This is a genomic window from Psychrobacillus antarcticus (genome assembly GCF_029533155.1).
GTDB classification, from domain to species: Bacteria; Bacillota; Bacilli; order Bacillales_A; family Planococcaceae; genus Psychrobacillus; species Psychrobacillus antarcticus.
Genome location: NZ_JAIZDB010000052.1, coordinates 1 through 15,425, shown reverse-complemented (window position 1 = coordinate 15,425; position 15,425 = coordinate 1). Strand labels below are relative to the sequence as shown.

General features: G+C 38.2%; 13 protein-coding genes, 1 tRNA gene, 2 rRNA genes, 1 other RNA gene and 1 other annotated feature. Of the genes, 3 read left to right on the top strand and 14 right to left on the bottom strand.

Features of this window, described 5'->3' with window-relative positions; genetic code table 11:
• The 7 genes from LDK52_RS19445 to ffs form a co-directional block, all read right to left on the bottom strand.
• Window positions 1-1,147 (bottom strand): 16S ribosomal RNA (locus LDK52_RS19445); the annotation flags it as partial.
• A gap of 268 nt (window positions 1,148-1,415) precedes the next feature.
• Window positions 1,416-1,673, bottom strand: a complete 258-nt coding sequence (locus LDK52_RS19440) for a pro-sigmaK processing inhibitor BofA family protein (RefSeq protein ID WP_277587569.1) — start codon at window positions 1,671-1,673, stop codon at window positions 1,416-1,418.
• 58 nt (window positions 1,674-1,731) lie between these two features.
• Window positions 1,732-1,944: a YaaL family protein gene (locus LDK52_RS19435; RefSeq protein WP_320415375.1), complete on the bottom strand. Its 213-nt coding sequence runs from the start codon at window positions 1,942-1,944 to the stop codon at window positions 1,732-1,734.
• A 17-nt stretch (window positions 1,945-1,961) separates the two neighbouring features.
• Window positions 1,962-2,558 carry a recombination mediator RecR gene (gene recR / locus LDK52_RS19430; RefSeq protein WP_277587567.1) on the bottom strand — a complete coding sequence of 199 codons (597 nt, stop codon included), beginning with the start codon at window positions 2,556-2,558 and terminating at the stop codon, window positions 1,962-1,964.
• A gap of 11 nt (window positions 2,559-2,569) precedes the next feature.
• Window positions 2,570-2,890, bottom strand: a complete 321-nt coding sequence (locus tag LDK52_RS19425; protein WP_093538738.1) for a YbaB/EbfC family nucleoid-associated protein — start codon at window positions 2,888-2,890, stop codon at window positions 2,570-2,572.
• Window positions 2,891-2,904: 14 nt separating this feature from the next.
• The gene (dnaX, locus tag LDK52_RS19420; protein WP_277587566.1) at window positions 2,905-4,653 is read right to left on the bottom strand and encodes a DNA polymerase III subunit gamma/tau; all 1,749 of its coding nucleotides are present in this window, start codon (window positions 4,651-4,653) and stop codon (window positions 2,905-2,907) included.
• Between the two features lie 151 nt (window positions 4,654-4,804).
• An RNA gene (gene ffs / locus LDK52_RS19415) (signal recognition particle sRNA large type) lies at window positions 4,805-5,072 on the bottom strand.
• Window positions 5,073-5,239: 167 nt separating this feature from the next.
• Between ffs and LDK52_RS19410 the strand changes: the two genes are divergently transcribed.
• A tRNA-Ser gene (locus LDK52_RS19410) sits at window positions 5,240-5,332 on the top strand.
• Window positions 5,333-5,499: 167 nt separating this feature from the next.
• Here the strand turns inward: LDK52_RS19410 and LDK52_RS19405 are convergent.
• From LDK52_RS19405 to LDK52_RS19395, 3 genes are all read right to left on the bottom strand, one after another.
• Window positions 5,500-6,168: a deoxynucleoside kinase gene (locus tag LDK52_RS19405; protein WP_277587565.1), complete on the bottom strand. Its 669-nt coding sequence runs from the start codon at window positions 6,166-6,168 to the stop codon at window positions 5,500-5,502.
• Window positions 6,169-6,171: 3 nt separating this feature from the next.
• Window positions 6,172-6,804, bottom strand: a complete 633-nt coding sequence (locus LDK52_RS19400; protein WP_277587564.1) for a deoxynucleoside kinase — start codon at window positions 6,802-6,804, stop codon at window positions 6,172-6,174.
• A gap of 105 nt (window positions 6,805-6,909) precedes the next feature.
• Complete coding sequence (locus LDK52_RS19395) at window positions 6,910-8,046, bottom strand: glycosyl hydrolase family 18 protein (RefSeq protein ID WP_277587563.1); 1,137 nt, start codon at window positions 8,044-8,046, stop codon at window positions 6,910-6,912.
• Window positions 8,047-8,121: 75 nt separating this feature from the next.
• Here LDK52_RS19395 and tadA point away from each other — a divergent pair, with 75 nt between their 5' ends.
• Window positions 8,122-8,595 carry a tRNA adenosine(34) deaminase TadA gene (tadA, locus tag LDK52_RS19390; RefSeq protein ID WP_277587562.1) on the top strand — a complete coding sequence of 158 codons (474 nt, stop codon included), beginning with the start codon at window positions 8,122-8,124 and terminating at the stop codon, window positions 8,593-8,595.
• A gap of 21 nt (window positions 8,596-8,616) precedes the next feature.
• On the opposite strand, the gene serS is transcribed toward tadA, so the two are convergent.
• Window positions 8,617-9,891, bottom strand: coding sequence for a serine--tRNA ligase (gene serS / locus LDK52_RS19385; RefSeq protein WP_277587561.1), 1,275 nt, complete (start codon window positions 9,889-9,891; stop codon window positions 8,617-8,619).
• 57 nt (window positions 9,892-9,948) lie between these two features.
• Window positions 9,949-10,166, bottom strand: a binding site (T-box leader).
• Between the two features lie 212 nt (window positions 10,167-10,378).
• On the opposite strand from serS, the gene pdxR reads away from it, so the two are divergent.
• Window positions 10,379-11,791 carry a MocR-like pyridoxine biosynthesis transcription factor PdxR gene (pdxR, locus tag LDK52_RS19380; RefSeq protein ID WP_277587560.1) on the top strand — a complete coding sequence of 471 codons (1,413 nt, stop codon included), beginning with the start codon at window positions 10,379-10,381 and terminating at the stop codon, window positions 11,789-11,791.
• 28 nt (window positions 11,792-11,819) lie between these two features.
• Here the strand turns inward: pdxR and LDK52_RS19375 are convergent, their stop codons facing one another.
• From LDK52_RS19375 to rrf, 3 genes are all read right to left on the bottom strand, one after another.
• Window positions 11,820-13,154, bottom strand: coding sequence for a serine hydrolase (locus LDK52_RS19375; protein WP_407081840.1), 1,335 nt, complete (start codon window positions 13,152-13,154; stop codon window positions 11,820-11,822).
• Between the two features lie 142 nt (window positions 13,155-13,296).
• A complete protein-coding gene (gene guaB, locus LDK52_RS19370) occupies window positions 13,297-14,763 on the bottom strand; it encodes an IMP dehydrogenase (protein ID WP_277587559.1) in 1,467 nt (488 codons plus the stop codon).
• A gap of 566 nt (window positions 14,764-15,329) precedes the next feature.
• Window positions 15,330-15,425 (bottom strand): 5S ribosomal RNA (gene rrf / locus LDK52_RS19365); the annotation flags it as partial.

Genomic DNA, 15,425 nt, shown 5'->3' with positions numbered 1-15,425 from the left:
GAATGCTGGCAACTAAGATCAAGGGTTGCGCTCGTTGCGGGACTTAACCCAACATCTCACGACACGAGCTGACGACAACCATGCACCACCTGTCACCGCTGTCCCCGAAGGGAAAAGCCTATCTCTAGGCCGGTCAGCGGGATGTCAAGACCTGGTAAGGTTCTTCGCGTTGCTTCGAATTAAACCACATGCTCCACCGCTTGTGCGGGCCCCCGTCAATTCCTTTGAGTTTCAGTCTTGCGACCGTACTCCCCAGGCGGAGTGCTTAATGCGTTAGCTGCAGCACTAAGGGGCGGAAACCCCCTAACACTTAGCACTCATCGTTTACGGCGTGGACTACCAGGGTATCTAATCCTGTTTGCTCCCCACGCTTTCGCGCCTCAGCGTCAGTTACAGACCAGAAAGCCGCCTTCGCCACTGGTGTTCCTCCAAATCTCTACGCATTTCACCGCTACACTTGGAATTCCGCTTTCCTCTTCTGTACTCAAGTCCCCCAGTTTCCAATGACCTTCCACGGTTGAGCCGTGGGATTTCACATCAGACTTAAGGGACCGCCTGCGCGCGCTTTACGCCCAATAATTCCGGACAACGCTTGCCACCTACGTATTACCGCGGCTGCTGGCACGTAGTTAGCCGTGGCTTTCTAATGAGGTACCGTCAAGGTACGAGCAGTTACTCTCGTACTTGTTCTTCCCTCACAACAGAGTTTTACGATCCGAAAACCTTCTTCACTCACGCGGCATTGCTCCATCAGACTTTCGTCCATTGTGGAAGATTCCCTACTGCTGCCTCCCGTAGGAGTCTGGGCCGTGTCTCAGTCCCAGTGTGGCCGATCACCCTCTCAGGTCGGCTACGCATCGTCGCCTTGGTGAGCCGTTACCTCACCAACTAGCTAATGCGCCGCAGGCCCATCCTGTAGTGACAGCCGAAACCGTCTTTTAACATCTCCCCATGAGAGGAAATGGATTATTCGGTATTAGCCCCGGTTTCCCGGAGTTATCCCAATCTACAGGGCAGGTTGCCCACGTGTTACTCACCCGTCCGCCGCTAAATCAGAAGAAGCAAGCTTCTTCGTCATTCGCTCGACTTGCATGTATTAGGCATGCCGCCAGCGTTCGTCCTGAGCCAGGATCAAACTCTCCATAATAGTTACCTTCCGATCTGCGAAGCATTTCGAAAGGTAACAAATTAGAACTAGTTTAAAAGCTCATTTGTTTTGCTGGCATCATCATTAAATGATGTCAAAAATTATTTTGCTATCAAACTAACTAAGTTAGCTATCAAGCTGTATGTCTTAACGTTTTGCATGTTCAGTTTTCAATGTTCATGTTGTCTACCGGAATACTTTACCTCTTGGCGACTTCTACAATATTACTCGCTCTGCATTATAAAGTCAACACTTTTTCAAAACTTTTTTATATTAACATAGAAATCGCTACAATAGAGATTACTCCAGGTATGCCTAACGTAGCTGCAACAGCACCTGTAAACAAATTCACTGGTATTGCATAACCTACTGAACCCATCAATAAATGTACTCCATATAACAAAAGAACAGAAAAACCTAGACGAAATAATAAAATCGATATACCCTCAAAAAACTTTGGAAATGAATTTCGAAATAATAAAAAAGATATCAGTACTAGCGAACATATAATGATAATAAACTTCATGCGTTACCCCTCCATAAAATCATATCTATCATTATATGTAGCTAGTACATCTATTATTCTATTTTAGAACGACATTCCGAATTTTCGCTTCTTTATATAGATAGAAGTGAATACTTTCTGTCATTTTCCTTTTAGCAACTGCATCTAAATCATAGTCATTTAAATAGTCTTCTATTAACTGAGCTTGATGCCACTCTGCCTTTGTTTCTTTCATGAGAGTTACGAATTGCTCATCAAATTCTTTTTTTAGTTTTCCTTTTTTAGAAAACATCACATTTACCGATCCCCCTACAATTCTCGGCGACCTTCTAGAGCTTTAGACAATGTTACTTCATCTGCATACTCTAAATCTCCACCGACAGGTAATCCATGAGCAATTCTTGTTGTTTTAATACCAGACGGTTTGACAAGGCGTGAAATATACATTGCCGTTGCTTCTCCTTCAATTGTAGGATTAGTTGCTAGTATTAGTTCTTCTATTTCTGTATTTTGTAACCTTTTCAAAAGCGTAGGTACATTGATATCTTCCGGACCAATTCCATCCATCGGAGAAATTGCACCATGAAGTACGTGGTATCGTCCATTATAATCTCTCATTTTTTCCAATGCAATTACATCTTTTGTATCTTGAACCACACAGATCAAAGATGGATCTCTTTGCTGATCCTGACATATATGGCAAGGATCAATATCTGTTATATGCCCACATACAGAACAAAAACTTAAGTTTCGTTTAGCATCTACTAAAGCTTTCGCAAAGTCTAAAACAGTATCCTCTTTCATGGTTAAAACAAAAAAAGCCAGTCGGGCCGCTGTTTTCGGCCCTATCCCCGGCAATTTCATAAAACTATCAATTAGTTTTGATATCGGTTCAGGATAATACATTATTATTCCTCCTAGAACATGCCAGGAAGGTTCAATCCTTTCGTGAATTGACCCATTGTGGAGTTCGCTGTTTCTTCTGCTTTTTTAATAGCGTCGTTAGTAGCAATAACGATTAAATCTTGAAGCATTTCAATATCATCTGGATCTACTACAGCTGGATCTAGTTCTACTTCTAGTACTTCCTTTTGTCCAGAAACTATAACTTTCACCATACCACCACCAGCCACTGCTTCAAATCGTTGAGTAGCTAGTTCTTCTTGTGCCTCTTCCATCTTCTTTTGCATTTTTTGCATTTGTTTCATCATACCTTGCATATTTCCCATTCCACGCATAATTATTTTCCTCCTTAGTTATCTTGTACTTCTACAAATTCTTTTCCAAATAGTTTCTCTGCTTCCACAATCAGCGGATCCTCTGATACCTGTAACATCGTTTGTAATAGTTCCATCGATTCAGTCGCTTCAGAAGAATTTTCTTCCTCAGCATCTTGAGTACTTTGTTTCAAGCCATTTTGTTTAATAAAGTCTTCTCTGATTTTCAACCAATTTTCCTCTGGTACGTATAAAACCTCATACATTGTTCCCGTTAAGTTGGCGATTAGCTGGGGAAATGAAGTGGAAAATGTTTTATTCTCCATTGCCATTTGACAATGAATATCATACTTGAATTTTAACACAAATGCATTAGAAGATGCTGCTACTGGCTCCGCATCATTTAGTAGTGCAGCATGAGATTTTTGTAATTGCTGTAAAATATTCGCCCACTGAGATTTAATCGTTTGGATATTCGTTTTCGTGGCTGTTTTCAAGATTTCTTGTATTCGGCCAGTAGAAACTTTAACACCACCAGATGACTTTTGTCTTTGGCGTTTTGGATGTTCTTGTGTTCCGGTATTTGCCTGTGGAATCAACCCTTGACTTAATTGCTGTTGCAACTGCTCTAATTGAATTTCTAATACTCTTACCTTTGTTTCTAATTCCGAGTTGCTTTCATTTGAGAACGTTCCTTCTATTGGTACATGCGCTAACCGGATGATGGCTGTTTCCAGATACACTTTTGCATGATTAGAGAAACGCATTTCTTGTTGTGTACTCGTTAAGATGGAAATACCCTTGTATAAGGTATCGACTTGAAACTTTGAAGCAAGCTCTAAAAACATAGAGTCCCCCGTTGCTATTTCAAGTAATTCAGTTTGTTCTGGAGCAACAAGTAAAATAAGTAAGTCTCTATAGAAGGTTATAAAATCCTCTGTTAATCGAACCGGATCCTTGCCATCTTCTATTAACTTTTCAATGCTGGCTAATGCCTTTGCTATATCTTTTTCTATCAATGCATCTGCTAATTGAAAAAAGACATCCTGTCCAATAGAACCAGTTACAAGTAAAGCATCTTCAATCGTCATTTTACCTGCGCTAAATGATACAACCTGGTCGAGCATACTGAGTGCATCACGCATACCACCCGCGGCGGCTTGTGCAATAATTTTCAGTACATTTACATCGTATTCAATTTTAGAATCGGTTAATACTTCCTCCATACGAGAAACAATATCACCAGATGTAATTCGTTTAAAGTCAAAACGCTGGCACCTAGAAATGATAGTTAATGGAATTTTGTGTGGCTCCGTTGTCGCTAATATGAACACAGCATGTGCAGGTGGCTCTTCTAATGTTTTCAGTAATGCGTTGAATGCACTCGTGGAAAGCATATGCACTTCATCGATAATATACACTTTGTATTTAGCATTAGAAGGTGCAAATCGAACTTTTTCAATAATATCACGCATTTCTTCTACTCGAGAGTTAGAAGCAGCGTCAAATTCAATGACATCTGTATTCGACCCTACCGTTATACTTTTACACGTTTCACATGTATTGCAAGGTTCTTTCGCTGGACCATTTTCACAGTTCAGTGCTTTAGCAAATATTTTTGCCGCACTTGTTTTACCTGTTCCACGTGGCCCTGAAAATAAATACGCATGTGTTGTTTTATTATAAAGGAGGGCATTTTGAAGGGTTTGCTTAATATGCGTTTGACCGGACATTTCCGCAAACGATTGTGGCCGATAAGCACGGTAAAAAGCTTGATACGACACTCATTTCCCTCCTTCTCTTTTCTTGTTGTTAATGATACCTATTATATCATAAAGTCAACTAGACTTCGCTTATTTATATATAGTAGTTCTTTTTTTCAAACAAAAAACTCATTTGTCAATTAGACAAATGAGTTGAAGTTTAAAATTAATGCCGTGCACCTTCCTTCGATTGAAACACATAAGCGGCACCTTTGTCGTTAACTCGGTTTAGGCTACCCTGCGGCACATGAGTAAACACCACTTAATGCTGCTTCCTTCCGGACCTGACATGGTTCATGGGTACTCATTGCGCAAGACCCAAACGTCAACATCACGTGCAAATACCAGACCCTACATGTATTCAACCTCAGAGAAGGAGTTCAGTCTCGCTAGAGCGGATTGCGAGTTACAAGACACCGCTACCTTCCCACCTAGCACGGCATTTACAAGTATACTTTTTTTACAGACAAAAATCAATGATAATATACAAGTAAATTTTATCCACTTACCTATTTTAGAAACACACAAGAAAAAACACCTTGCCTAAAACAGTTAAAAATATATTGACTTTCATATCTATCCATGATAAATTAATTCTTGTTACTTCGGAGGAATACCCAAGTTCGGCTGAAGGGATCGGTCTTGAAAACCGACAGGCGGGTCATACCGCGCGGGGGTTCGAATCCCTCTTCCTCCTCCATTTTAAAAACACACACGCATAAATTTGAGATTGAATTCGTTACATTTGTAACGAATTTTTCTTTCAATATATTGTTCAGAATATTAAGAAGGTAGCGAATTCCGTTACTTTCTTTTTTTTGGAAAAACTTAAAAATCCTCCCGTTTAAGTTAACAGGAGGATTTTATTTATTTGCGAATATTAGCAGTTTGTTCCATGAAATGACCAATACGTTCTAAGATTGCTTCCACATCGTCTGGGTTAGTCAAAATATCGTAATCATTGATATTCAAACGAAGTACTGGACAACCATTAAATGCGTCAATCCATTTCTCATAACGCCCATGCATTTCCTCCCAATAAGAAATAGGGGTTTGTTGCTCCATTGGACGACCTCTATCATGAATTCGATCAATAATGTCATCCATTGTCCCTTCCAAATAAATCAGTAGGTTCGGATGTGGAAAATATGGAGTCATTACCATAGCTTCAAATAAACTCGTATACGTTTCATGATCTACTGGATCCATCGTACCTTTTTCTTTATGCATTTGTGCAAATATTCCTGTATCCTCATAGATAGAACGGTCTTGGATAAATCCTCCACCATACTCAAACATTCTTTTTTGCTCTTTAAACCGCTCGGCTAAAAAGTAAATTTGTAAATGGAAGCTCCATTTAGTAAAATCCTCGTAGAAGAGATCTAAATAAGGGTTTGTATCCACATTTTCAAAAGATGTTTTAAAATTTAATGCTTCTGCTAATGCTTTAGTCATTGTTGATTTACCTACTCCAACAGTTCCTGCAATTGTTATAACTGCATTAGAAGGTATACCATACTTCTCTTTTAAACTCATTGTTTAATAACTCCTTTTATGTAAGGTTGCATCTACTTTATCTAATATTATTTGTAGGTCCTGTCCATTTCGAACAAAATCTATCTCATCTCCATTAAATCGAAGAACGGGTACTTCTGGATGCTTTATCTCGAAGTTATCGATAAATATGCGATAATCGGCTGAAAGCTGCTCTAAATAGTCAGAGCTAATTTTTTTTTCGAAATCCCTTCCACGCATATCAATTCGTCCGACAAGTACATCTATACTTGCGTCTATATATATGACCATATTAGGAATAGGCATATCTTTCGTCAAAATTTGATAGATTGATTCATACTTTTCATATTCTACTTCACTCAACGTGCGTTTCGCGAATATTAGATTTTTGAAAATATGATAATCCGCAACAACTGGACGTTCTTTCGATAAATATTTTTTCTCTATATCACTTAATTGTTTATAACGATTACACAGAAAAAACATCTCTGTTTGGAAACTCCATTCTGCAATATCATCATAAAACTTATTTAAAAAAGGATTTTCATCTACAATTTCTTTTAATAATTCAAATTTGTATTTAGCGGCAATAGCTTTGGCCAAGGAAGTCTTCCCTACCCCTATTGGGCCTTCTACCGTTATAAATGGAATGGACATAGGTTTAACCTCACTCTAAGATTTCAAGTCGTACCATCTATTTTAACACATGCCGAAAATGAAAAATAGAGCAAATACACCTTTCCAAGGAAAGGCTAATTTGCTCTATTTTTTCTTCACTTGGAACATTTCGTGAAGTAAGTACCAATTTTGTGGGAAATCAAAACCACTGTGCCAATATGCAATTCCTAGTAGCTGCAGTTCTTTTAAGAGTTTAAACTTAGCTTGAATAGATCGCGCATCTTCAAACCATACCTCATGTTCGATACCATCCTGCCAATAGCGGAAGAAAGGAGCCTGGGCATTTTGATTGTATTCAATTGCAGCATTTCGATCCTTTGCTAGTTGAATGGCCTGCTGCGGGCTTAATGCTTTAGCACTTGGATTTCCTGCTTTATATGGTAAAGTCCAATCATATCCATATAAGTTCTGCCCCATCATAATTTTGCTTGGAAGTATTTCTGTTTTTGCATATTCCAATACTCTGCGAACAGGTCCAATGGGTGAAACTGCCATCGGTGGTCCCCCACTATATCCCCACTCATAAGTCATAATGACAACAAAATCAGCCACTTCACCTAATGCCTTATAATCAAAAGCTTCATACCACTTACCTGGTTGGTCTGCACTTGTTTTAGGAGAAAGTGTTACGGATATAATATACCCTTTTGCAAATTCTTTGAATTCCTTTAAAAAATTCACGTAATTTTCTCTGTCATCAGGTTCCATATACTCAAAATCCACATGAATATGAGTAGTTCCTCTTTTTTTTGCCTCTGCCACCGATTGTTCAAACAAGTTCATCTTTACTTTTTCATCCGTAAAAATAGTATGAGCTAGGGAACTATTAAAAGCATAATTTTCAATATTCGCTATTACAATAACTGTTTCTACCTTATGCTCTTTCGCAATTTCACTTAATGTACCCCAATTCATCTTCGTTAATGATCCATCTCGTAGCACTTCATACGTAAATGGCATCATGTACGTTAAGTTTGTGGCCACCTTTTCTACTTGTTCTAACACACGTTCTGAGGGTATTTCAGTATACCATTCCACGTATAAATTCGTTTCAATGGTAGGTCTACTAGGACTTGGCGTTGATGGAAGTACTAGCGCTTGCCCTAGTACTAATACATCAGGATCAGGGATTTCATTGATAGTAACAATGCTTTCCACTGTTGTTCCGAACCGTTTGGCGATTGCATATAAACTATCTCCCTGTTTAACTATATGGATCAATGCATCACTCCTTCATCATAGAGTATGCAAGTTGTCAAAAAAACATGCTACACTAGGCAAAAGGAGTCGATTTAGATGGATGAATATTATATGAATTTAGCCATAGAAGAAGCAAAAAAAGCAGCTGCCATTGGTGAAGTTCCAATAGGTGCAGTAATTGTACATAAAGATCAGGTTATTGCAGCAGGTTACAACTTAAGAGAAACAACCCTAAATGCGACCACACACGCAGAACTACTTGCTATTCAAGAGGCCTGTAAAACATTAAAAAATTGGAGATTAGAAGACACAACTCTATATGTTACCTTAGAGCCTTGTCCAATGTGTGCAGGAGCTATTTTACAGTCCCGTATCCCTCGAGTAGTATATGGAGCAAGAGATCCCAAAGCGGGCTGTGTCGATTCTCTTTACCGATTATTAAATGATGATAGATTTAATCACTCCTGTGAAGTAACAGAGGGGGTTTTAGCAGAAGAATGCGGTAGTATTCTCACTCATTTTTTTCGTAATCTTCGCGAACAAAAGAAGAACCAGAAACGCATTTTATAGCGAATCTGGTTCTTCTCTTCATTACTTAATAACTGTTTTTCCACCCATATAAGGAACAAGAACTTCTGGAACTACTACTGTTCCATCCGCTTGTTGGTAATTTTCTAATATAGCCGCCACTGTACGTCCCAATGCTAACCCACTACCATTTAAAGTATGCAGGTACTCTGGTTTCCCTCCAGCTTCACGGCGGAAACGAATTCCAGCACGTCGAGCTTGGAAATCCTCAAAGTTACTGCAAGAAGAAATTTCTTTATATTCACCGTAACTTGGTAACCAGACCTCTAAATCGTATTTCTTCGCTGCTGTAAATCCTAAATCTGCAGTACACATATGAAGTTTACGGTATGGCAGACCTAACAATTGTAATACTTTTTCTGCATGACCAGTTAAAAGTTCTAGCTGCTCATAAGAATCTTCAGGTTTCACAAAGCGAACTAACTCCACTTTGTTAAATTGATGTTGACGTATTAACCCACGAGTATCACGACCTGCAGATCCTGCCTCAGAACGGAAACAAGCACTATAAGCAGTAAAAGCTTGAGGAAGTTCCGCCCCATCTAATATCTCATCTCTATAAAAGTTTGTTACAGGTACTTCTGCTGTTGGGATTAAGAAGTAATCTTCTTCTCCGATTAGGAACGCATCCTCTTCAAACTTTGGAAGCTGCCCAGTGCCTGTTAAACTTGCACGGTTTGCTAAATAAGGTGGTAGCATTTCTTCATAGCCATGTTCTTCTGAATGTAAATCCATCATGAAGTTTAACAATCCACGTTCTAGTCTTGCTCCAAGACCACGATAAAACGCAAAACGACTTCCTGTTACTTTTGCAGCACGTTCAAAATCTACTAATTTTAAATCTGTCGCAATATCCCAATGCGCTTTCGTTTCAAAATCAAATGAAGGAACTTTCCCCCATTTAAATATTTCTACATTATCATCTTCAGAATCACCAATTGGTACACTGTCATGCGGGATATTAGGAATACGCATCATCATATATTCAAACTTTTCTTCTACATCACGTAACTCATCATCTAATGCTTTAATTTCATCCCCTACTTCACGCATACGTACAATAAGGTCATCGGCATTTTCTTTATTTCGTTTCATCAAAGAGATCTTTTGAGAAAACTCATTTCTTTCTGCCTTTAATACTTCTGTTTTTGCAATCAATTCACGACGCTTTTGGTCTAAAGGTTGGAATTGGTCAAACTCCGAAATATCTTCCCCACGCTTAGCAAGTTTTGCTTTTACTGTTTCATAATTATCTCGTACAAATTTTATATCTAACATTTAAAACTCCTCCTTTAGAATTTTCGAAAAAACGACAAAAAAGCCCCAATCCCATGAAATAGGGACGAGAGCATACCCGCGTTGCCACCCTGATTGATCCAGTCATTGACGGAATCCACTTACTTGTACTGTAACGGCTTTTCAACCGGTACGACCTACTAATCATTCAGCCGTACAACTCAAAGGACGGATTCACAAGTGTTTATATCAGCTTTCACCAGCCGCTGACTCTCTAAAAAAACGTGCTTGTTACTACTTCCTATCATCGTTTTTGATTCATGAAATTACTCATACTTTACTATACGTAAACTTCTTTTGCAAGACTTTCCTTCACCTTCTGTTAATTCGGGAGAAAAAGGGAATCCTAACAACGGATTTTATGATCCTTATTTTATTCCAATATCTTTATAAAATTTAGTATAATAAAATATGACCCTACAATAAGTATCTAAAATAAAACAATAGTAGTGGTCAGATTGGAGAAATGATGGATTTCTTAATGTTTCAGCTCATACAAGAATCGAAAACTCCTTTATATGAACAACTATATCGTGCTATTAAAGAAGCAATTATTAACGGAACAATTGAAGAAGGTGTTAAGCTTCCCTCTAAAAGAAAACTGGCTGATTATTTAGCTGTCAGTCAAACGACGATTGAATTTGCCTATAGCCAATTAGTTGCTGAAGGGTTTATTTCATCCGAACCGAGACGTGGATATTTCGTACAAAATTTAGAGGAGTTAGCTATTATTGAACAGAACAACCCTTCCATCATGCAGGAAGCAAATGATATACCTTCCTTTTCTGTTGATCTTTCTCCAGGGAAAATTGATACCGATTCATTTCCATTTGCAACTTGGAGAAAATATGCGAAGGACATTGTAAATGATGAAAATAAAGACTTACTTCAGCTAGGGCATCCTCAAGGAGATTATGAGTTGAGACAGCAAATCTCTTCTTATTTATTTCAATCGAGGGGAGTAAAAAGTACGCCTGAACAAATTATCCTAGGCTCAGGTACTGAACAAATTATGCCTCTCCTCATTCATTTACTTGGAGATAAAGCAGTGTATGGATTTGAAAACCCGGGATACCCTCTTACGCATCATTTATTTTTTAAAGATAGTAGGAAATCAGTACCTATTCCAATAGATAACGATGGCGTCATAGTCTCAAAACTAGATCAGTCTTTTGTAAATGTGATGTATGTAACTCCCTCCCATCAATTTCCGACAGGAGCAGTACTATCTGCAACCCGACGAAGCCAGTTACTTGCGTGGGCATACCAGCAGGATAATCGATACATTATTGAAGATGATTATGATAGCGAGTTTAGGTACACAGGGAAGCCTATTCCTTCCCTTCAGAGTATCGATCAGAATGAACGGGTCATCTATTTGAGCACATTTTCTAAATCCCTAATGCCTTCTTTACGAATGGCCTATGCAGTATTACCTAAATCGCTAATCTCACAATATAAACAGAGGTTTTCCTATTATTCTGCTACGGTTCCTCGAATGGATCAGCATATACTAGCAAACTTTATGGAGGATGGATACTTCGCAAAACATTTGAATAAGATGAGAAAAATTTATAAGAGAAAACTAGAAATTATTACGAAAACTATCATGCAATACGAACCAACCGTTACAATATCTGGAGAACAAGCAGGTATGCATATATTGTTAACAATTCAAACAACTAAAACAGAAACAGAACTAGTAAATCTTGCGGAGCAAGCTGACATTCGGATATACGCTCTTGGAGAATATATTTCATCTGAAATAGAGGAGAAGACAGTTCCAAAGCTTGTACTAGGATTTGGAGGATTAAAGATAGATCAGGTTGCCTCCTCCATTCATCAATTAATGCATGCCTTAGAAATAGCAAAAGCACCGTAACTCTAATGAGCTACAGTGCTTTTGCTATTTAAAATAATCCACCTATAAAGTCTGTTGTGCTACTCCATAAGTTTCCGAAAAACTTACCAATCCCTTGGAACATTAAACTAAACCAGCTAGCACGTTCCACAGCCTCCGTAGTTACTACGTCCGTTTCTGCAGCTTTATCAATTATATAACCATAGTCAGTTCCTTCAGATTTCTCTAAGTGAACTTTACCAACAACTGTATCCTTTTTAATATCTGCTTCAAGCGTCTCTTTACTTGCTGTAAATATAGGCTTGTACAATTCTTTTTCATTTGTTTTAATGACGATAGAAATAGGGTCCTTCACAGCAATTGCTACTGTGTCTTCTTTCCCTTTTTCTACTTTTAATGTTTCATGTTCTGGAATTTTAAATCCTGCCGGAACAATTTCTTCTTTAGAAAATTGGGAGAATCCATAATCTAGTAAGGCTCTAGTTGCGTCAAAGCGAGCTTTGTAACTACCTTTACCATTTGCATCCACTGCTTTCATTACGACAGAAATAACACGCATTCCATTCTTTTGAGCAGTTGCAGTAAAGGAATGACCTGCAAACTCCGTTGTTCCAGTTTTTAAACCATCTACGCCTTCGTATTCATATATTAAACCTGGTAACATCCAGTTCCAGTTACTCATCTCTATTGCATCAGAAGTTCCTTTACGGAATGTTTTCTTCGCAATTTTCGTTGTTTCTAAAACTTCAGGAAAATCTTTCATTAAATAATAGGCAAGAGTAGCAACTGATTTTGCTGGCATAATATTTTCATCAGATGCATTAGTACTTGTTGGATGCATTCCTTGTAAGTCTGCATTGTTTAGGCCTGAAGAATTGACGAACTTATATCCTTCTAATCCCATTTCGGCTGCTTTTTCATTCATAAGTTTTACAAAATTTTCTTCGGTTCCTGCAATCGTTTCAGCAATTGCAATAGTAGCAGCATTTGCTGAGTAAATAGCCATCGCTTCATAAAGCTCTTGAATAGAATAGCTACCGTCCTCACGTAGTGGTACATTACTTAAACGACGATCTTGAGAGATTTTGTATGTATATTCATTTACATTGTATTGTTGGTCCCATGTTACTTTACCTTCTTCTATTGCCTCAAATAACAAATACTCCGTCATCATCTTCGTCATACTCGCTATACCTAACGCTGTCTCAGAATTCTCTTCATATAGAATTTTCCCTGTTTCTGCATCGATTAAAATTGCTGCATCTACATTTAAATTCAGAAGATCCTCTGCTTTTGTAACAGCAGGCATACCACATACTACTGACACAAGAAACATCGGAAGTATTATCCACTTTATCATTGATGTCATCCAAACCTTCTCCACTATCGTACCTCCACCTTTTTATTAATCACTGCTCATTTTATCATACTTTAGAGCGCTAGGACACTTGCATACAAAAAAGCACCCATTCGTCCTATTTTTAAGACGACGAATGGGTGCAAAAGTTTCAAGAAACCGAGATTACTTATGATATAGAGTAGTTTGGAGCCTCTTTTGTGATTTGAACATCGTGCGGATGACTTTCACGTAATCCCGCACCAGTCATACGGATAAACTGTGCATTTTCTCGTAAGTCTTCAAGTGTTCCTGTCCCACAGTAGCCCATGCCTGCACGAACACCTCCTAGTAATTGGTGAACAGTATCAGAAAGTGGACCTTTATAAGGAAGACGACCTTCAATGCCTTCTGGAACTAATTTTTTTGCATCCTCTTGGAAATAACGATCTTTTGAACCTTTTTCCATAGCAGCTATAGATCCCATTCCACGATAAGTTTTAAAACGTCTACCTTGGAAAATCTCTGTCTCTCCGGGACTTTCTGTTGTACCAGCAAGTAAGCTACCTAACATAACTACATGTCCACCCGCAGCTAGCGCTTTTACGATATCACCTGAATACTTAATACCACCATCAGCGATTATTGTTTTACCAGACTTGCGAGCCTCTGAAGCACAATCGTATATAGCTGTAATTTGAGGAACCCCAACACCTGCGACAACACGAGTTGTACAAATAGAACCAGGTCCAATACCAACTTTGACAACATCGGCACCTGCTTCAAATAGAGCTTTAGTTGCTTCACCAGTAGCGACATTACCAGCAACGATATCTAATTCAGGATATGCCGTACGGATTTCTCTTACTGTATCCATTACACCTTGAGAATGACCATGTGCTGTATCAATAACAATTACATCTACATGTGCTTCTACAAGTTTCTGTACTCTTAGCATCGTATCTTTCGTAACGCCGACTGCAGCTCCTACTAACAAACGTCCATGATGATCTTTTGCAGCATTCGGGAATTCAATCACTTTTTCAATATCTTTTATTGTGATTAAGCCTTTTAAAATCCCTTTATCATCAACGATAGGTAACTTTTCAATTTTGTACTGTTGAAGAATTTTCTCAGCATCAATGAGTGTTGTTCCAACTGAAGCAGTAACCAATTGTTCCTTCGTCATTACATCATCTATTTTTAAGGAGTAATCCTGAATAAAACGCAAATCACGGTTTGTGATAATACCGACTAATAGTAAATCTTTTTCATTGTTTACGATTGGGACACCAGAAATTCTATATTTCCCCATTAAGTGCTCTGCATCATATACCTGATGTTCTGGAGTTAAAAAGAAAGGATCTGTAATTACACCATTTTCAGAACGTTTAACAGTTTGCACTTGTTCTGCTTGCTCTTCAATACTCATATTTTTATGAATGACTCCAAGCCCACCTTGACGTGCCATAGCTATTGCCATTTTAGCTTCCGTTACAGTATCCATACCAGCACTAATCATCGGAATATTTAATTTTATTTTAGTAGTTAGTTGCACCGATAAATCGATATCCTTTGGTAGTACTTCTGACTGAGCTGGAACTAATAAAACATCATCAAATGTTAAGCCTTCTTTTTGAAATTTAGATTCCCACATTTCGCTGAATTCCTCCTCTGTTAAATAAATATTATTACAAGGTTATCAGCGCATCATGTAAGTGTCAAGAAACCGAAAATAGTATATTTATTCGGACTTTTCTCACTTCTATTAATGATAGTCATAATTCTATTTATTTTAGTAAATTTATTAATTAAATAATTGAGTATTTAATGTATTTCCGAGAGGATTTGCTCTATTAAGTAGACTAGTAATGTAAATAAACTATTGTCTCTGAGATTAAAAATAGTAATTTTCACAAGAAATACACTTTATTAGGCTGCAGAAGAAGTGTACTGAAATCACTTTAATAAATCATGCGATGGGATACCAAGAGAGAGATACATTCATTTTTATACAGGGGAGGCCCGAACTACTATCGGTGTTGAAGAGCTAAATGACCGTGTTCGAGGCTGTGAAAGTTAAATTGCCGCCAGATATTCTTGGTCAACCTCACTCTAAGTGGCTTCAATTGATCGAAAAACCACTATAAAGCCCATAACTTATTATTTCAAGTTACAAAAAAGTCGTTACCGATTTAACTCGGTAACGACTTTTCTTTTGGTGCCTAGCGACGTCCTACTCTCACAGGGGGAAACCCCCAACTACCATCGGCGCTGAAGAGCTTAACTTCCGTGTTCGGTATGGGAACGGGTGTGGCC

Coding starts and splice junctions, on each gene's coding strand:
- LDK52_RS19440 (WP_277587569.1), bottom strand. CDS start 1,673: ATGAAGTTTATTATCATTATATGTTCGCTAGTACTGATATCTTTTTTA.
- LDK52_RS19435 (WP_320415375.1), bottom strand. CDS start 1,944: ATGTTTTCTAAAAAAGGAAAACTAAAAAAAGAATTTGATGAGCAATTC.
- recR (WP_277587567.1), bottom strand. CDS start 2,558: ATGTATTATCCTGAACCGATATCAAAACTAATTGATAGTTTTATGAAA.
- LDK52_RS19425 (WP_093538738.1), bottom strand. CDS start 2,890: ATGCGTGGAATGGGAAATATGCAAGGTATGATGAAACAAATGCAAAAA.
- LDK52_RS19405 (WP_277587565.1), bottom strand. CDS start 6,168: ATGAGTTTAAAAGAGAAGTATGGTATACCTTCTAATGCAGTTATAACA.
- LDK52_RS19400 (WP_277587564.1), bottom strand. CDS start 6,804: ATGTCCATTCCATTTATAACGGTAGAAGGCCCAATAGGGGTAGGGAAG.
- tadA (WP_277587562.1), top strand. CDS start 8,122: ATGGATGAATATTATATGAATTTAGCCATAGAAGAAGCAAAAAAAGCA.
- serS (WP_277587561.1), bottom strand. CDS start 9,891: ATGTTAGATATAAAATTTGTACGAGATAATTATGAAACAGTAAAAGCA.
- pdxR (WP_277587560.1), top strand. CDS start 10,379: ATGGATTTCTTAATGTTTCAGCTCATACAAGAATCGAAAACTCCTTTA.
- guaB (WP_277587559.1), bottom strand. CDS start 14,763: ATGTGGGAATCTAAATTTCAAAAAGAAGGCTTAACATTTGATGATGTT.